Genomic DNA, 14725 nt, shown 5'->3' on the forward strand with positions numbered 1-14725 from the left:
GTGTCAGATAACTCGTTTTGTTCGTTTTTTATATTTAAATTAATCTTTTGTCCTAGACTCTTTTAATTTACTCGCCCAACTGGGCACTGTAGGAGATGATCTGGTCAACTGTGTCTGACAAGAATTGAATGGTATCACGGAGTGGTTTATCTGTTGAAATATCGGCTCCGATAATCATTGCTGACTCAAGTGGTGTTTTGCTACCTCCTGACTTGAGGAGATTGAGCCAGTCTTCAGCTCCAGTTTCTGATTGTTTCAGATGGAGGTAACCTGCAGTCGAGATGACAAGACCAGCAGAGTAAGTGTAACTATACAAGCCCATGTAGTAGTGAGCTTGGCGCATCCAAGTCAGAGCTGCATCATCATCAATCTCAATGGCATCTCCCCAGAAATCCGTCAAGACTTCTTTCATAATGCTGTTGAGCTTGCTTGCTCCGAAAGTTTCTCCTTCTTCAATCAATGTATAAACCTTGCGTTGAAAGGCCGCTTCCAAAAGGTGAGTGATAAAATTATGGAAGTAGGTATCTGTCAAGCGGTGGGCAAGGGCGAAGCGTTTTTGACGTGTATCGTCAGATTGGTGCTCCAAGTAATCACTGAGAAGTAATTCATTGAAGGTTGAAGGTGCTTCGACATAGTAGGTCGACATGTGGGCATTGAAGTAGCTTTGGTGATTGTCCGAAAAGATGAATTGACCAGAATGCCCAATCTCATGAATCAAGGTATAGACATCACTCAAACGGCCTGTCCAGCTCATGAGGACATATGGATGCACGCGATATGGATCAGCCGCATAACCGCCAGAATCCTTGCCACTATTAGCAGCAAAGTCAACCCAGCGTTCTTCTTGATAACGAGCAACTTCCTGACAATATTCCTGCCCCAAAGGTTCTACTGACTTCATAACCAAATCATAGGCATCATCAATGGTCACCTCAGGATTGAGGGCGCTGTCCAAGTCCAATTTCCAGTCTGCAAAGGTCATCTTTTCAAGACCATTCACCTTGGCAACATGCTTGAGGTATCTCTGGGCAACTGGCGCAAAATCCTTCATGATGAGGTCAATCTGGCGGTCAAACATGGCACGGTCCACTTCTTGCTCAGCTAGAAGATAATCAAAAACTGAGTCGTAGCCCTTCATATCTGCCAAGAGTTTTTCAGACTTAACTTGGGCTAGATAGGCAGCAGCAGCCGTATTTTGGTGCTTACGAAGTCCCTCTGAGAAGGAACGGAAAGATTTCTCACGAACCTCAGCATCCTCATGGTTTTGGTAGAAATTCTCATAAGTCACAAAGCTGTTTTTGTAGATCTTGCCATGGGCTTCAAAGTCGGCCATTTCAAAGTCCCCAGCTCGCATCTTAGTGTAAATGTCCTGTGGACTATAGAAAACTTCACCCAGATTGGTCAAGGCCTTCTCCACATCAGCCCCAAGATAGTGGGCTTTTTTGATTTTTGCCTGACGAATAGCTGCCGTTAAGTGAGGCAATTCACCCAAACGCTCCAAGACTTCCTCGTCTGCTTCCACCAAGGCATCGTCAAAGAAGGTCAAGGCTACGCTAGCATCTGTTTCAAATTCCATCCCAGCTTGGGAAATATTGGCAAATTCTTCATTGCTATAGTCTGTCGTCTGAGGCATAAAACCATAGTTTCCAATATGGCTCATCTGAATGTAGATTTGCTCCAATTCTGCAAAGGCCTTCTCGAAATCCTCAAAAGTATGAAGATTACCCTTGTAATCACGGCTAAATTGGTTGATATCTTCGCGAGCCTTTTCGATTGCACGCAAGAAATCCTCACGGTCTTGGTATAGGGCTGTTAAATCCCAAAGTTCCTTCTCTGGAAATTCTGAACGGTGTTTTTGTTCCATTTTCTTCCTCTTATTTCTCTAATTCTAATAAAACGCTAAGGGCTGATAAGGCATAAAGCGGCGCTGTTTCTGCTCTTAGGATCCGAGGTCCAAGTCCTGCCAGAACAGCTCCTTTAGCTTCAAAACTTTCAATTTCTGCGGGTGAAAGACCACCTTCTGGACCAAAGATAAAGAGCAATTTAGCTCCTTTTTCAAGACCAGCGACTACTTGCAAGAGCGCAGCTGCCTCTCCCTCTTTAGCCGACTCTTCATAGGCCACCACGATGCGGTCAAACTGGTCCAGTTGTGCTAGAAAATCTGCCTTTTTCTCAAAAAGGGTGATGCTTGGAACGAAGTTACGCTTGCTTTGCTCGGCTGCTCCAAGGGCGATTTTTTCTAGTTTTTCAATCTTTTTGCCCAATTTTTTGCCATCCCACTTGGCAACGGACCAGTCAGCAGGGAAGGCCCATATCTGGCTAGCACCTAGCTCTGTCACTTTCTGGGAGATAAACTCCAGCTTGTCTCCCTTGGGAAAGCCTGATGCGATGGTCACTTGGACTGGCAGTTCCACATTGTCATCTAATTCTTCGATTAACTCCAACTGACGGGCTTCTACATTTACCACGCGCGCCAAGTGCTTGATCCCATCATCAAAAACTAAGGTCACTTCATCATCTTCTTTCAGGCGCATGACCTGAAACATATGCTTGCTGGTTTCCTTGTCCTCGATGGTGACTGGTGATGTGGCAAGACCTTTTACAAAATATTGCTGCATGCTAGCCTCCAATCACACCGGAGATATCCTTGGTCTTCTTAAAGACGCAGGCATTCCACTCCCCTTGGATCATGTGGGTTTCAAGGAAAAATCCAGCTGACTCAGCCGACTCACGCACCATGTCCCACTTGTCCTTGATAATCCCACTCATGATGAGGTAGCCTTCATCCTTGACCAAACGATAAGCATCCTCTGTCAGATGGATAAGGATATCCGCCAAAATATTGGCCACGATGACGTCTGCCTCAATCTCCACGCCCTTAAGCAAATCTCCTGGTGCTACATGGATGTTTTCCATGCCCGGGTTGAGCTCAATATTTTCCTGAGCGACGCGAACCGCTACATCATCCAAGTCATAGGCAAAGATTTCCTTAGCGCCAAGAAGTGAGCTAGCAATGGAAAGGACCCCTGAACCAGTCCCCACATCCAGCACTGTTTCCCCACCACGAAGAACCTGCTCCAAGGCAAAGAGACTCATCTTGGTGGTCGGGTGGGTTCCTGTCCCAAAGGCCATCCCTGGATCTAGCTTGATAATCTTTTCTCCAACAGTCGCCTCGTAGTCTGTCCATGACGGTACGATGGTTAGGTCATGGGTGATACGAGCTGGTTCATAGTATTTCTTCCAGTTGTCTGCCCAGTCTTCCTCAGCCAAGGCTGTGGTGCCCATCTTGACTTCGCCCAGATCCATAAAGTCGGTCAATTCTGCCAGACGAGCCTGCAAATCAGTCCCCACTGTCGCTACATCAACCGTATCAGGATAGTAGGCGGTCACCACAATTTCTTCTTGTTGCTCGACTTCTGGGAAAATCTCACCGAAGCGGTCCACATTTCCCACATAGTCCATGCTGTCTTCGATTGCCACCCCTTGGGCACCTAGTTCAATCAAGAGGTTAGAGACTAGCTCCTCACCCTCTCGCTTCACTGTAACTTTTAACTCTTGCCATGTTTCCATCTGATTCTCCTTAACAATCCATTGTTTCTTCTAATTCTTTTAAAGTCTTGCCGTCCTTGTTTCTCCAATCCGTTCGTCCATTCGTATTCATTCCTAGCACAAAAGCAGCTGCATAAGATGGATTGGAAAACAGTTGTTTTTCTTGTAAAACACCATCTTTAATCACATTTGATTTGATTAACTCCTCACGCAATTCTTTTAGACTTGCTGGTATTGCGGGTGAATCAACTTCATCAACTTGACTGCCTTCTAAAACAACAAAACCCTCCGAAGTCTGTTCACAGATAGCTTCGATCGTTCTATTTGATTTCTTGGTTTTTCGCTTTAGATAGAGATAAGTTGAATTTTCATCAGAAACATTCTGACCTGTTTTCTTGGTCATAGGAACAAACACTCGGTACCCTAAGGTTCCTACAATCATCAAAGTATTTTCTACAACCTCATCCAACTCAGATTGCTTTTCTTCTGTTACATTCCCAGAATTGGGCTCATTCCCATTTTTTACAATGAAGCGCCCCGCGTCCTTTGCTAGTTGTGTAAATTTATTTTCCAAGTAACTAATTTCTGTGGGACCAAAGGAGTTATTCTGCGTCGTCAAAATAATGACATCATTAAAATAATCTGCATGGCTGTCACGAGTATGTTCCTGAACACGTAAAAGGACACCTTCACCATTTTTGCGATTCGTCGCCTGCCCGATGTAGGTAACATCCTTTTGCTTATCCTCATTACGACCAAATAGGAAATAAATGCCGCTTTGCTTCATTTCATCACGTGATTTTAAATCTGCCAATTGAATTCGAGGAATTTTATAAATCACCCCTGTCCAATTCGACAAGGTACATTTAATTATCCCAGTAACTTCTCCATCCATGAGAAACATATTGATATTCTTACTACGATTTGTCATCTACCTTACTTCCTCCAAATAATCCCTCAATCTCCCCTGCAACTGCGGAACTACTTGACTGGATGTCAAAAATTCCTCAATGTTCATCAGTTTATAAGCCTGTCCTTCATCCCCAAAGGTAATATTGTCAAATTGTTCTTGTCTTAGCTGACCAACCATAAATACTGACTGTCTGCCTTCATAGAGCATGCTGGGATAGACCTTGCTCCAGAGCAGGCAATCTTCGGTCAAATGAATGCCTAGTTCCTCATAAACTTCACGCGCCGTGCATTCAAATGGGCTTTCGTCTCCTTCACGACCACCACCTGGCAACTCCCACATGTTGGGACAAGGGATATCGTCCTTGTCATCACGTAAGATAGTCAAGACCTTATCCCCACAAATCAAGGCAATCTTAGATCCTGTAAAATCAGAAATTTTTATTTCCATATTAGACTCCTTCGGCTAATTCCTTTTCCAGCTTGGCTAACCAGTTTTCATAATATCTTTTCTCATCCCGTAACATCCGGCTGCTATTCATTCTCTGTCTAGCAATCTTCATAGCCTTGTGAGTTTGAACTACATCTTTCTTTACCTTAAATTGATACCAAGCTTGAATGACCTGCATATCTGCTGTTTTTAGAGATAAAAAGGATTTGACCCCTCGAATACTTGCATATTGGTCCGCTTTCTTATTATCTCCTTCTATCAGAGCAATTTGAAGAAGGTATAATTGAGAAATAGTTTTAGACATTGGATTATCTGTTTTCTCTAACACAGACTGAAGCAGTTGCTTTGCAAGCTCCATATTATCATCCAATATGAATACCAATCCCTGAAGAGTCTGAACACTTTCTGCAAAACTCCCTCTCGCCCGTTCATGAACAGGCATAATAAAGTCTTTCAAGTCATACTCTTGAGGAGCAAGCAAAGTTTGGGCAGAATGTCTCAATACCAAGTAGGCGTATTTGGTATTTTCAGGGTGTTGTCGCAATTCCCAAATTTTCGCTCCATCGGTGATCCCGACTGGCAAAGCATTGTTTAGGAAGAAAGACAAATTCAAAAAAATCCAAGTGCCTGCAAAATACCAGCTTCTTGTCAAAAATCCAAACAATATCGCCAATAACATCAAGCCGAGATGAACCAGCAAACCTCCTGATAGCATCAGGATGATTCTTTGATCGCTTTCATCTTCTTTCAGTCCAATATACTGAGCACCAACATTTTTCAGAACGGCTGTTCGACTAAGATGAAACCTACCTGACTTTTTGGTCAAAAGAAAATGTCCTAATCCAAAAGCCACCAGCCGATAGCCTGTCAAGTAGCCACAAAAAGCATGACCCAACTCATGAAGAATAAAGATTACATACATGCTTAAAAGAGCGAAGGCATAACCAAAAGTAAAGACTAAAACTGCGGAATACCCCAACTCTGCAAATGCGATGGTTCCACAAGCAAAAGCCAGCATAATAAAGACAAAAGCTAGCACATAGATCAAATAAGTCCCAATTTTTTTCATAAAATCTCCAACCAACTCCTAGTACCTCGGATAAGGATAAAATTCTCCCTCTTCCAAGCCTGCTTTTCCTTCTTCAAAGACTTCTTGGTTCCATTCCATGACGAATTCTTCTGCTTCTGGGTCTTCCAAAAAGTCCATGAGGGCATCTAGTCCAACCTCTGCAGTATCTTTGAGAAATAGCGCAAAATAAGCTAAGAATTCACGAGAAAAACCTTTCTTAGGCAGGTAAGGGATGACCGTCAAATAGTCTTCTGCATTGACTGTTGACTTGGCAGGGTTGTAAAAAAGCACCGCTTCTTCAAAAAGGATATCATCTGATGATACCTCTCCGTCCTCATCCAACATCTCCACTCCTGCAGAATTTTGCGCCTCAAGCAGAAAACTCACTTCAACCGCATGATTGCGCTTGTCCCAGCTAATCTCAAAGTCAAAGGGAAAGTTCTTTTCCAACTCTTCTTGTAAAACATCTAAAAATCCGTATGTTGCCATTTTGTCCTCTTTCTATACGACTCTTAAATCGCCCCGAATACTCGGAAATATGCTAAAATAGATACTACCATATTACCACATTAGTATCAGAAAATCCATGTTAGAAAGGACTGCTATGCCAGACAATCTCGCGCTTCGTATGCGCCCCAAAACCATCGACCAGGTCATCGGTCAGGAGCATCTGGTTGGCCCAGGTAAGATTATCCGCCGCATGGTGGAGGCAAATCGTCTATCATCCATGATTCTCTATGGACCTCCAGGAATTGGTAAGACCAGTATTGCCTCAGCCATCGCTGGAACGACCAAGTATGCTTTTCGGACCTTCAATGCCACTGTTGATAGTAAAAAACGTCTCCAAGAAATCGCTGAAGAAGCTAAATTCTCAGGTGGCCTTGTGCTGTTACTAGACGAGATTCATCGTCTTGACAAGACTAAACAAGACTTCCTCTTGCCTCTCTTGGAAAGCGGACTGGTCATCATGATTGGGGCGACGACTGAAAATCCTTTCTTTTCTGTCACTCCAGCCATCCGCAGTCGCGTTCAGATTTTTGAACTGGAACCTCTGTCTAACCAAGATGTTAAAGGAGCCATTCAAATAGCCCTGACTGACCCTGAACGAGGCTTTGATTTCCCTGTTGAGTTAGATAATGATGCCCTTGATTTTATCGCAACATCTACCAACGGAGACCTCCGCTCTGCCTTCAATTCGCTTGATTTGGCAGTTCTCTCCACTCCAGAAAACGATGACGGTATCCGTCATATCACGCTTGACATCATGGAAAATAGTCTTCAGAGAAGCTACATCACTATGGACAAGGATGGAGACGGACACTATGATGTTCTATCTGCTCTTCAAAAGTCTATTCGCGGTTCAGATGTCGATGCCAGTCTCCACTATGCTGCTCGCTTGATCGAAGCGGGTGACCTTCCTAGCCTAGCTCGTCGTTTGACTGTGATTGCTTATGAAGATATTGGCTTAGCCAATCCAGAAGCTCAGATTCATACCGTAACTGCTTTGGATGCTGCGCAAAGAATCGGCTTCCCCGAAGCTCGTATTCTCATTGCCAATGTCGTCATTGATTTGGCACTCTCGCCCAAGTCAAACACAGCCTATGTAGCTATGGATAAGGCCCTGGCTGACCTTAAAACATCTGGTCATTTACCAATCCCACGTCACTTGCGAGATGGCCACTATAGCGGTAGCAAGGAATTGGGAAACGCCCAAAACTATCTCTATCCACATAATTATCCTGGTCACTGGGTCAAGCAAGATTATTTACCAGAAAAAATTTGCGACCATAGCTACTTCTCACCAGAAGATACCGGAAAATACGAACGAGCCCTAGCTCAGCGCAAGGAAACCATTGATAAATTACGAAATTTGTGAAATCCTTTCCAAATAATTACATTTACCCCTTGATTTTTTTTGAAAAAGTGGTATTATATAAACATAGAAACGCTGTGGTGTACGACCTCACACTTAAGTGTTGACCGACTATTTTTTGTATTATTAGGGAAACAAAAGTCTTCTAACAGCATGTAGGCCGTCTCACACGGAAACAGCTTCAGTTAGAGCGAGTTGCCCACCTGCTTAATTGCGCGGGTTCAATACAAACCGTGAAGTTTCGGCACCAATACAGCTTTTTTGCCTCCTTAGCTCAGCTGGCAGAGCAGCGGACTCTTAATCCGTGGGTCACAGGTTCGATCCCTGTAGGGGGCATCTAAATCAACAGGAAAAGTCTTGATTTCAAGGCTTTTTTTCTTATCTGTTCTACTTTTGTTCTACCAACTGATACTCACTTAAAAGCTGTCGTATAATCTGATGTTCTTTTTCTTTCTTCTCTTTCAAAAGATGACCATACGTTTCTGTTACCTGTTTTATATTTTTATGGCCCATTACATGAGCAACTACCCAGATATCAATTCCTTTTGCAAGCAACATACTAGCATAAGTATGTCTAATACCCGTAGCAGTTAAATTATATGGAAAAATTTCTAGTTTTTTTAGTAGCGATTGTAAACTTTGATTTACTGCGTTATTACTAGGAACTCCATACACAACATCATAGAAAAGGAAATTTTCTTTTTCCTTAATACCTTGATTCTTATAGACAATCTTTTGTTCTTTCTTTAATAATTTCAAAACCTCAGATGTTTCTTCATCTATAGGCACATCTCGAACAGATGTATCCGTTTTTGGGGGTCTCCATTTATAATTATAGTAGCGCCTATAAGTGTGGATGACTTGATTTTCAAAATCAATGCAATCCCAAGTTAAACCTAAAATCTCTCCGAAACGCATCCCTGTTTTAAAGGAAACAAACAAAAGATAAGGAATTACAGATTTACTGTAATTAAGATGACTTTTTAAATGAACTAAAATCTTATAATAGTCTTCAATATTGTCAATATATTTTTCGTCTGTTGTCTTGCTTTTCTTCATCCCTGAAATAATCGCACCATCAGTAAAATCAACTATATCTAATTGGTCACGTTGAGCAAACTGAATGACTTTTCGGATTTCTGAGTTTAGTCGTGCTACAGTATCTTTTGTAACCCTCTCAGCATACGAGTTCAAAGCTCGTTGATATTGACTAAATCGGATAGAAGTTGCTGGTCTATCCTGAAAAAGCTCCTTTATCAAGTCTCCTCGCTTCTTATGCTTAAAAAGCGTTGATTCACTTTTTCCAAGTGGTCTTACAACAACATCAAACCACTCTTCCCATAACTCATATAAACTAGCTTGCGAATTAATTTTTGCACCTGACATTAATTTTAATTCGATGGCTAAAGCTTCTTTTTCAGCTTCCTTCTTCGTTCTAAATCCACCTTTAGATGCAAGCAGTTTTTTGTTATTATCTACAATTCTATAATCCCATGTACCACCTTTTGTACGTTGTCTAAAAGTTGCCACTAGTTACCTCTTTCATTAGATAACCAAGGTTTTGCCAAGGCTATTATACCATAATTTCTCTGAAGTTATCTTCAAACCATTGTTTGGTTTTACTCGCCAAAAAGAAATAGCGTCCACCTTGATTCTCAGGATATTTCACGAACCCATCTGGATTTAATTCAACATCAATTTCTTTCCGAATTTTTGAGTTATTCAATACATTATCAAGTAACCACGGTCTTGAAACTGATAGAAGTTGTAGAACATCAGATAAGGTCATATATCTACCTTGAGAAGAATTATGTTGTAAATTATCATATTCTTTTCTATCAACTATAATCTTATCTTCTGGCAATTGTATTTCTACATTAATTAAATCAACAGTAATTTTATTTATATCAGTCATAGAAAATTCTCCTTTTTTATGAGATAATAGCTAGAGATGATGAAAATCATCCCTATACTATTTTTCAAGCAATATTACTCTTTGTTTTTAGGTCGTTTCGGAGTGATATTGTTTTTTTGATAGAATAGCTTAAAACTATCTTCAAAATACTCTTTATAATTTAATTGAGAGAGTTCTGATCCAAATTTGTTAAGCCATAGCTCAACATCTTGGTTTGGTATGTAGTTCCACTCATACTCTTGAATTAAACGAATAATAAAATGATTACGAGCCTCTACTCCCCAAATTTTCTCAATTTTCTTTAGAAGTGGATAAAATCCGCTACCTTTTAACAAATAAGAAATGGTTGCTAATAAATCATTATTTCGGGAGTTTAAGGATTCAAGCTCTGGGAAGATACCAAAACCTTTAAGTAAATCACTAGTGAATGGCAACAGTTGACCAGTCTCTGCATCATGGAAACAATATTTATCAATCATTTTGTTGACAATGAGCTTGCTCAAATCTTGAGAGCTATCAATAGCAAGCAACAAGGTTAGAATTTGATTGCTATAAGTACCTTTATAGGAAGCCTCCATGCGTACCCAAGAATTGCAATACTTAGTTAAGTGCATATAGCGACCTTGATTGTCTAATTGTTCCTGATACTTGTTATAGATCCGCAACAGAGCATTTACATTCTTTTTCTTGCTACCAATATATATCGTTTGCGCTTGACCATTCACTTCTTGAGCGCTAATGTTAGAAATATTTTTACGTCCTTTATGATTGGTGATAATATATTTTTTGATTTTTAACCCTTGGTAAAGGTCATTGACAGCCATTGGATAATTAAAGTAATCAATAGCAAGGTCAATACGTGAAAGACGCAAGTCATAATAGTCAGCGTACAGCAGTTGTGCTATATTGTGAACATCAATTGCTTCACTATAATAGTCTTGATAGGAGGCTTTATAGTGAGACAAAGCCGATGCAGAAAATTTCAGGATAATTCCCATCGTGAAATTAGTCTGATGCCAAGCAATCGCAAAATAATAGGGAAGATTCTGAAAGGTAAAGCCATCAGTATAGCCTGCTGGTGAGGTTTTCAGTGGAACATAATCTCCAAATAGAAGTGGGAGGGATAGATTTTCTGCTACTGTTTCAGACAGCGATAAAGCAATTTGATGCCAATTATCAGGATATTCTCCTACAGTATCTTCTGTCGGTTGGATGACAAATGTAGCTTCATCGACACTGGTCATAATGACTGGGTTATGGTCGTTATCTTTTTGAAGATACTTTTCAATTTCATTTTTACAAATCATTTTATTTTCTTTCTATCCGCCTAAAGAGTGAAAGTTAGCCGAGCGGTAAATATTGATTTGGTTAACTATTTATTGTAATGTAGCGAAATTTCTACGCTTTTATTCTCTCACAGTTTCAGGAAGTAATCACCCTAAATAAAAAGTTATAGAATAACGTTGATATAACAGCGTTTTAAGGGGATTGAGCATTTTACCCTAAAGTGGAATTTACAAAGCTTTAGAACAAGGTCAAATGGAACGGGGGTCTTTACATGTCCCCCGTATAATAGCCAGCTAAAGCTGGCGAGGCTGTAAGACCATCTGATTCTCTAAAGTGAATCAGGGTCAACAGCCTCTTCATCAAGAAAATAGCAGTCTGATCGTTGAACAGCCTCCCGAATCAGTTTTTCTAAAGGAGGTATATTGTGACTTGGTACAAGTATATGACGACTATCTTGCCCATCTATCTTCATGTAGCCGACACCTCTTGGATTGTTTCGCACAATGTCATCTTTTTCATCAGAAAAGAGCATTGAGACCGTTTCTTTAGATAATTTGCCTAGTGCAATTACTGTACCTATAGAATCACGTGATAACCCCAAGCTTGCTTTATGGGCATCTTGCTGGGAAATAATAACAAAAATTGAAAAGGATCGTCCTAGTTGAATAAGGCGAGTATAGTCTTTAATAGCTTGTTCACGCTCCTTTTTGTCTAGGCTATTTTGCCACGCATTGAACTCATCGAAGCAAACCACTACAAATTCTCTGGAACTATCGATTCCTTTTTGGCGATTTTCAAGGATTTTTAATCCTAGAGTAAGTAATTCTGAAACCTCATCAAATCGCTTAAATCCTTTACAGCCATTTAGAAAGGCAAAGTCTGTATCAGCTTTGTAATCACCAATAAGGAACGTTGCTTCTGGGTAGGTACAAGCAAACCTTGCTAAAAAGACCTTTGTTGCATAGGTCTTACCTGAGCCTGAGGAGCCTACCAAAAGAGCGTGAGGTACACGCTCAACTGGTATATCCCAGAAAAAATGATTTCTGTACTCAAATAGATTTTTATCAAGAAAGCATTTCATCTGTTAATACTCCTATTTAGAAGTGTAAGAAAACTGAATTTCCAAATTTAGATAATACTGATTATTATACCGTAACAGTTTTCCAAATTGAGGCGTAACAGAAAGCCACTGCCCTTTGTCTGACCAGCTTTCATAGGTTGTAGATTCAGCTATGTATTTGTTAAACTGTATTAAAAAGACTTGTTGAACATAGCTTTCTTCATTGATATCAGGTTTCTTTGATAACATAATTGGAAAACTAACAAGGTGAGAGCTATTGTCATCGTTACTTTGCAAGAATCGAATGTAGCGACTATCAAAAAGAAGTTTTTGACCTGAAACAGTGGCGCTTTCTTCAATTACCTGTTCAATATCTGCTGTGATTGTTGGAAGGTTTAACTGAAGCGTCTGATCCTGTTTCTGCTTTTCTCTAATTTCACTTACCCTAAGAGCTAAATAAAGAAATCCAGCAAATAAGATAATCAACCAAGATATAAACGACATATAATGATTCCTTTCTAAGGATAAGGGGAGATACTCCCCATTACCCATTAAACCAATTCAATAAAAGCAGACTTAGCTTTTACTGAGAGCGCAGCACGGTTCCCATTAGTGTAGGCGTTGATAGAAACATTTTCGAGAATAATTTCTACTTTTTCATCAAATAAAGTCGTAAAGTCAGAGACATTAACTATATCAGCCTTGATATTTGTTTGACTAAATCGACCGTCTGAAGTTCGTACACCAATAGTCAAATTGGTTTGACCAGTGCTGAGACCAGATGTATAGTCTTTTACTGCCGATGCGCCAATAAATCGACCCTGCAATGTTGTTTGTGTAGCTTCCATAGGCTACCTCTTTTCTAACCGTTTTATTAAATACATCAAAAAATTCACGGCTTTTCAAATTTATTGAAGATATGTATTGTGTGATAGCTACCTCACATCTTAATTATTCCATAAAAACTGACAAGACTTTACCTAAATTCACTTAAAATATAAGTAATAATTTTTCTTGGTTTTTTTAAGATTTTTTTGTTTGTTCAAACCATTGTTTAAAGCTTGCTACATAGCACTTTCAGTGGAATAGAATTTATTATTTATCGAGATTATTTGGTTCAAAAAAAAAATAAATTTTTGTAAGATTTTTATTGAAAACGTTTTACCCTAAACTTTTATAAAAACCCGTTAATATCTTGACGTTTAAAATGTATTAATGCTAAAATGATACATAAACTTTTTGTGTAAAGGATGTTTTACTATGGAAGAAGAAAAAAAAGAAGAACGCATGCTTGTTGCAGTTACAGTTAATTTGATGCACAATATGGAAGAATTTAAAGAGTTCAAAAAAGAACAAAGGATTAGTGGAGATTATGAAGCCAAAACTACTTATCTAGTTGAAAAGGTTAACGTGAGCGACAAGACGGCAGAAAATTTGTTGTCTGGTAAGGTAGTTTCTAAAAATAATTATTTAGCTATTTTTCCTTCCTTTGACAAAGATAATATAAACAAAAAATTTACTGCATTAGAAAGATTTGCAGAGACTATTGTGGATGAAATAGGGAAGGGAAATGAAGATTATATTACAGAAGTATCTAATATAATCACTAATAAATTAGGAAAACTTGATTTAAGAAATATGGCAAAAGCTGTATTACCAGATGATAAACAAGCAGAATCATTAAAAAACTCCATAGCATCAAGCTTAAAAAATGTAGAGTTCTCAAATAAGAAAACTAAAAATAATGACTACGCTCTAATTGTATGGATTGATTACTTTTATAAGCATATCTCTGAACGAGATAATCTATTTGAAATTATTAACAAATTAGATACTCTGTCGAAAGCTATTGAATATCTTCCTCTTGTTGAAAAGATATTTGAGTCTGAAGAAAATATTGAAATATTGTCTCGGTTAGATAATCGTCTTGCTTCATTTATGCTAGTTGAACATCTAGAAGAGTTAGGATTATTGGATTGCATTGAAAAAGCAACTAATGGACTAGCGGGGATGAATGAATTTAACATTAAATTTGGAAAAACTTATGATAAATTTGTTTTACTAGATTGGCTATTCAATAATGCTAAGAAAGCATTGAATGGTGAAGATATACCTAAATTTATTCACAGTCAGACTAAAACAGAGCATGATATAAAGGGAGAAACTAAAAATTAAATTAGCAAATTTAAAAAAGCCAAGTTCAAAAATACTTGGCTTAATTTATTTGTTTTAATATATCTCGGAGAGCCTTTATAGTAGGTTCTCTTTTTTCTGTCGGTAGATTTCTAATATCTTCAATGAGTTGTGAAAACTCTCCGCTTTGATTTTGATTTTCAATATTAAAAAAAGTATTCATATCAACTTCAAGTGCTTGTATAATTTTTTCAATGGTTTCAAGCTTAACGTTTAATTGTTTATTTTCTAACCTATATATATAGTTAAAACCCAAATCAGCTTTTTCTGCTAGATATTCTTGTGTCATCCCGCTTTTCAGTCTTAGAAGTCTGATTTGTTTTGCAACAAATTCTCTTAAATTTATTTTTTCAGTCATGATAGTACCTCATAACTATCATACAAGTTTATCTCGTTGAATAAATCATTATCAAAAGACT

Annotated in this window: 16 protein-coding genes and 1 tRNA gene; 3 read left to right on the forward strand and 14 right to left on the reverse strand. The window is 39.0% G+C overall.

Annotation, left to right across the window (positions count from 1 at the left end):
- Nucleotides 1–67: 67 nt before the first annotated feature.
- Genes pepF through QM877_RS06270 form a run of 7 tightly spaced genes read right to left on the reverse strand, consistent with a single transcriptional unit; the run spans nucleotide 68 to nucleotide 6467 of the window.
- Nucleotides 68–1864 (reverse strand): oligoendopeptidase F, encoded by a 1797-nt coding sequence (gene pepF / locus QM877_RS06240; protein WP_414317890.1) that lies wholly within the window; start codon nucleotides 1862–1864, stop codon nucleotides 68–70.
- Between the two features lie 10 nt (nucleotides 1865–1874).
- Complete coding sequence (locus tag QM877_RS06245) at nucleotides 1875–2618, reverse strand: 16S rRNA (uracil(1498)-N(3))-methyltransferase (RefSeq protein WP_414311481.1); 744 nt, start codon at nucleotides 2616–2618, stop codon at nucleotides 1875–1877.
- 1 nt (nucleotide 2619) lies between these two features.
- Nucleotides 2620–3570 (reverse strand): 50S ribosomal protein L11 methyltransferase, encoded by a 951-nt coding sequence (prmA, locus tag QM877_RS06250; RefSeq protein ID WP_414311480.1) that lies wholly within the window; start codon nucleotides 3568–3570, stop codon nucleotides 2620–2622.
- Nucleotides 3571–3580: 10 nt separating this feature from the next.
- Nucleotides 3581–4480: a GIY-YIG nuclease family protein gene (locus tag QM877_RS06255; RefSeq protein ID WP_414317891.1), complete on the reverse strand. Its 900-nt coding sequence runs from the start codon at nucleotides 4478–4480 to the stop codon at nucleotides 3581–3583.
- Nucleotides 4481–4909: an NUDIX hydrolase gene (locus QM877_RS06260; protein WP_414317892.1), complete on the reverse strand. Its 429-nt coding sequence runs from the start codon at nucleotides 4907–4909 to the stop codon at nucleotides 4481–4483.
- A gap of 1 nt (nucleotide 4910) precedes the next feature.
- Nucleotides 4911–5978, reverse strand: a complete 1068-nt coding sequence (locus tag QM877_RS06265; RefSeq protein ID WP_414317893.1) for a site-2 protease family protein — start codon at nucleotides 5976–5978, stop codon at nucleotides 4911–4913.
- A gap of 18 nt (nucleotides 5979–5996) precedes the next feature.
- Nucleotides 5997–6467, reverse strand: a complete 471-nt coding sequence (locus QM877_RS06270) for a DUF3013 family protein (protein ID WP_414317894.1) — start codon at nucleotides 6465–6467, stop codon at nucleotides 5997–5999.
- A 115-nt stretch (nucleotides 6468–6582) separates the two neighbouring features.
- On the opposite strand from QM877_RS06270, the gene QM877_RS06275 reads away from it, so the two are divergent.
- Both QM877_RS06275 and QM877_RS06280 read left to right on the forward strand, forming a co-directional pair.
- The gene (locus QM877_RS06275) at nucleotides 6583–7854 is read left to right on the forward strand and encodes a replication-associated recombination protein A (RefSeq protein ID WP_414317913.1); all 1272 of its coding nucleotides are present in this window, start codon (nucleotides 6583–6585) and stop codon (nucleotides 7852–7854) included.
- A gap of 260 nt (nucleotides 7855–8114) precedes the next feature.
- Nucleotides 8115–8187: transfer RNA gene (locus QM877_RS06280), tRNA-Lys, on the forward strand.
- Between the two features lie 51 nt (nucleotides 8188–8238).
- Here QM877_RS06280 and QM877_RS06285 read toward each other — a convergent pair.
- From QM877_RS06285 to QM877_RS06310, 6 genes are all read right to left on the reverse strand, one after another.
- The gene (locus tag QM877_RS06285) at nucleotides 8239–9381 is read right to left on the reverse strand and encodes a tyrosine-type recombinase/integrase (RefSeq protein WP_414317895.1); all 1143 of its coding nucleotides are present in this window, start codon (nucleotides 9379–9381) and stop codon (nucleotides 8239–8241) included.
- Between the two features lie 43 nt (nucleotides 9382–9424).
- Nucleotides 9425–9766 (reverse strand): DUF771 domain-containing protein, encoded by a 342-nt coding sequence (locus QM877_RS06290; protein WP_414317896.1) that lies wholly within the window; start codon nucleotides 9764–9766, stop codon nucleotides 9425–9427.
- A 74-nt stretch (nucleotides 9767–9840) separates the two neighbouring features.
- Nucleotides 9841–11073 (reverse strand): replication initiation factor domain-containing protein, encoded by a 1233-nt coding sequence (locus tag QM877_RS06295; protein ID WP_414317897.1) that lies wholly within the window; start codon nucleotides 11071–11073, stop codon nucleotides 9841–9843.
- Nucleotides 11074–11381: 308 nt separating this feature from the next.
- A complete protein-coding gene (locus QM877_RS06300; RefSeq protein ID WP_261079686.1) occupies nucleotides 11382–12134 on the reverse strand; it encodes a cell division protein FtsK in 753 nt (250 codons plus the stop codon).
- Between the two features lie 12 nt (nucleotides 12135–12146).
- A complete protein-coding gene (locus QM877_RS06305) occupies nucleotides 12147–12617 on the reverse strand; it encodes an RNA-binding protein (RefSeq protein ID WP_258864233.1) in 471 nt (156 codons plus the stop codon).
- Between the two features lie 47 nt (nucleotides 12618–12664).
- Entirely contained in the window at nucleotides 12665–12961 is a 297-nt protein-coding gene (locus QM877_RS06310) for a hypothetical protein (RefSeq protein ID WP_101776919.1), read from the reverse strand.
- A 412-nt stretch (nucleotides 12962–13373) separates the two neighbouring features.
- Here QM877_RS06310 and QM877_RS06315 point away from each other — a divergent pair, with 412 nt between their 5' ends.
- Nucleotides 13374–14288 carry a hypothetical protein gene (locus QM877_RS06315; RefSeq protein WP_414317898.1) on the forward strand — a complete coding sequence of 305 codons (915 nt, stop codon included), beginning with the start codon at nucleotides 13374–13376 and terminating at the stop codon, nucleotides 14286–14288.
- A 40-nt stretch (nucleotides 14289–14328) separates the two neighbouring features.
- On the opposite strand, the gene QM877_RS06320 is transcribed toward QM877_RS06315, so the two are convergent.
- On the reverse strand, nucleotides 14329–14664 hold the full coding sequence (locus tag QM877_RS06320) for a helix-turn-helix domain-containing protein (RefSeq protein ID WP_047206714.1): 336 nt from the start codon (nucleotides 14662–14664) through the stop codon (nucleotides 14329–14331).
- Between the last annotated feature and the right edge of the window lie 61 nt (nucleotides 14665–14725).

Origin of the sequence: Streptococcus infantis (assembly GCF_047463655.1) — a bacterium.
GTDB lineage: Bacteria > Bacillota > Bacilli > Lactobacillales > Streptococcaceae > Streptococcus > Streptococcus infantis_Z.

Excerpts from the sequence above, each read along its gene's own strand:
- prmA (WP_414311480.1), bottom strand. The coding sequence starts at position 3,570 with ATGGAAACATGGCAAGAGTTAAAAGTTACAGTGAAGCGAGAGGGTGAG.
- QM877_RS06255 (WP_414317891.1), bottom strand. The coding sequence starts at position 4,480 with ATGACAAATCGTAGTAAGAATATCAATATGTTTCTCATGGATGGAGAA.
- QM877_RS06290 (WP_414317896.1), bottom strand. The coding sequence starts at position 9,766 with ATGACTGATATAAATAAAATTACTGTTGATTTAATTAATGTAGAAATA.
- QM877_RS06265 (WP_414317893.1), bottom strand. The coding sequence starts at position 5,978 with ATGAAAAAAATTGGGACTTATTTGATCTATGTGCTAGCTTTTGTCTTT.
- QM877_RS06305 (WP_258864233.1), bottom strand. The coding sequence starts at position 12,617 with ATGTCGTTTATATCTTGGTTGATTATCTTATTTGCTGGATTTCTTTAT.
- QM877_RS06320 (WP_047206714.1), bottom strand. The coding sequence starts at position 14,664 with ATGACTGAAAAAATAAATTTAAGAGAATTTGTTGCAAAACAAATCAGA.
- QM877_RS06300 (WP_261079686.1), bottom strand. The coding sequence starts at position 12,134 with ATGAAATGCTTTCTTGATAAAAATCTATTTGAGTACAGAAATCATTTT.
- QM877_RS06295 (WP_414317897.1), bottom strand. The coding sequence starts at position 11,073 with ATGATTTGTAAAAATGAAATTGAAAAGTATCTTCAAAAAGATAACGAC.
- pepF (WP_414317890.1), bottom strand. The coding sequence starts at position 1,864 with ATGGAACAAAAACACCGTTCAGAATTTCCAGAGAAGGAACTTTGGGAT.
- QM877_RS06270 (WP_414317894.1), bottom strand. The coding sequence starts at position 6,467 with ATGGCAACATACGGATTTTTAGATGTTTTACAAGAAGAGTTGGAAAAG.
- QM877_RS06310 (WP_101776919.1), bottom strand. The coding sequence starts at position 12,961 with ATGGAAGCTACACAAACAACATTGCAGGGTCGATTTATTGGCGCATCG.
- QM877_RS06275 (WP_414317913.1), top strand. The coding sequence starts at position 6,583 with ATGCCAGACAATCTCGCGCTTCGTATGCGCCCCAAAACCATCGACCAG.
- QM877_RS06315 (WP_414317898.1), top strand. The coding sequence starts at position 13,374 with ATGGAAGAAGAAAAAAAAGAAGAACGCATGCTTGTTGCAGTTACAGTT.
- QM877_RS06260 (WP_414317892.1), bottom strand. The coding sequence starts at position 4,909 with ATGGAAATAAAAATTTCTGATTTTACAGGATCTAAGATTGCCTTGATT.
- QM877_RS06245 (WP_414311481.1), bottom strand. The coding sequence starts at position 2,618 with ATGCAGCAATATTTTGTAAAAGGTCTTGCCACATCACCAGTCACCATC.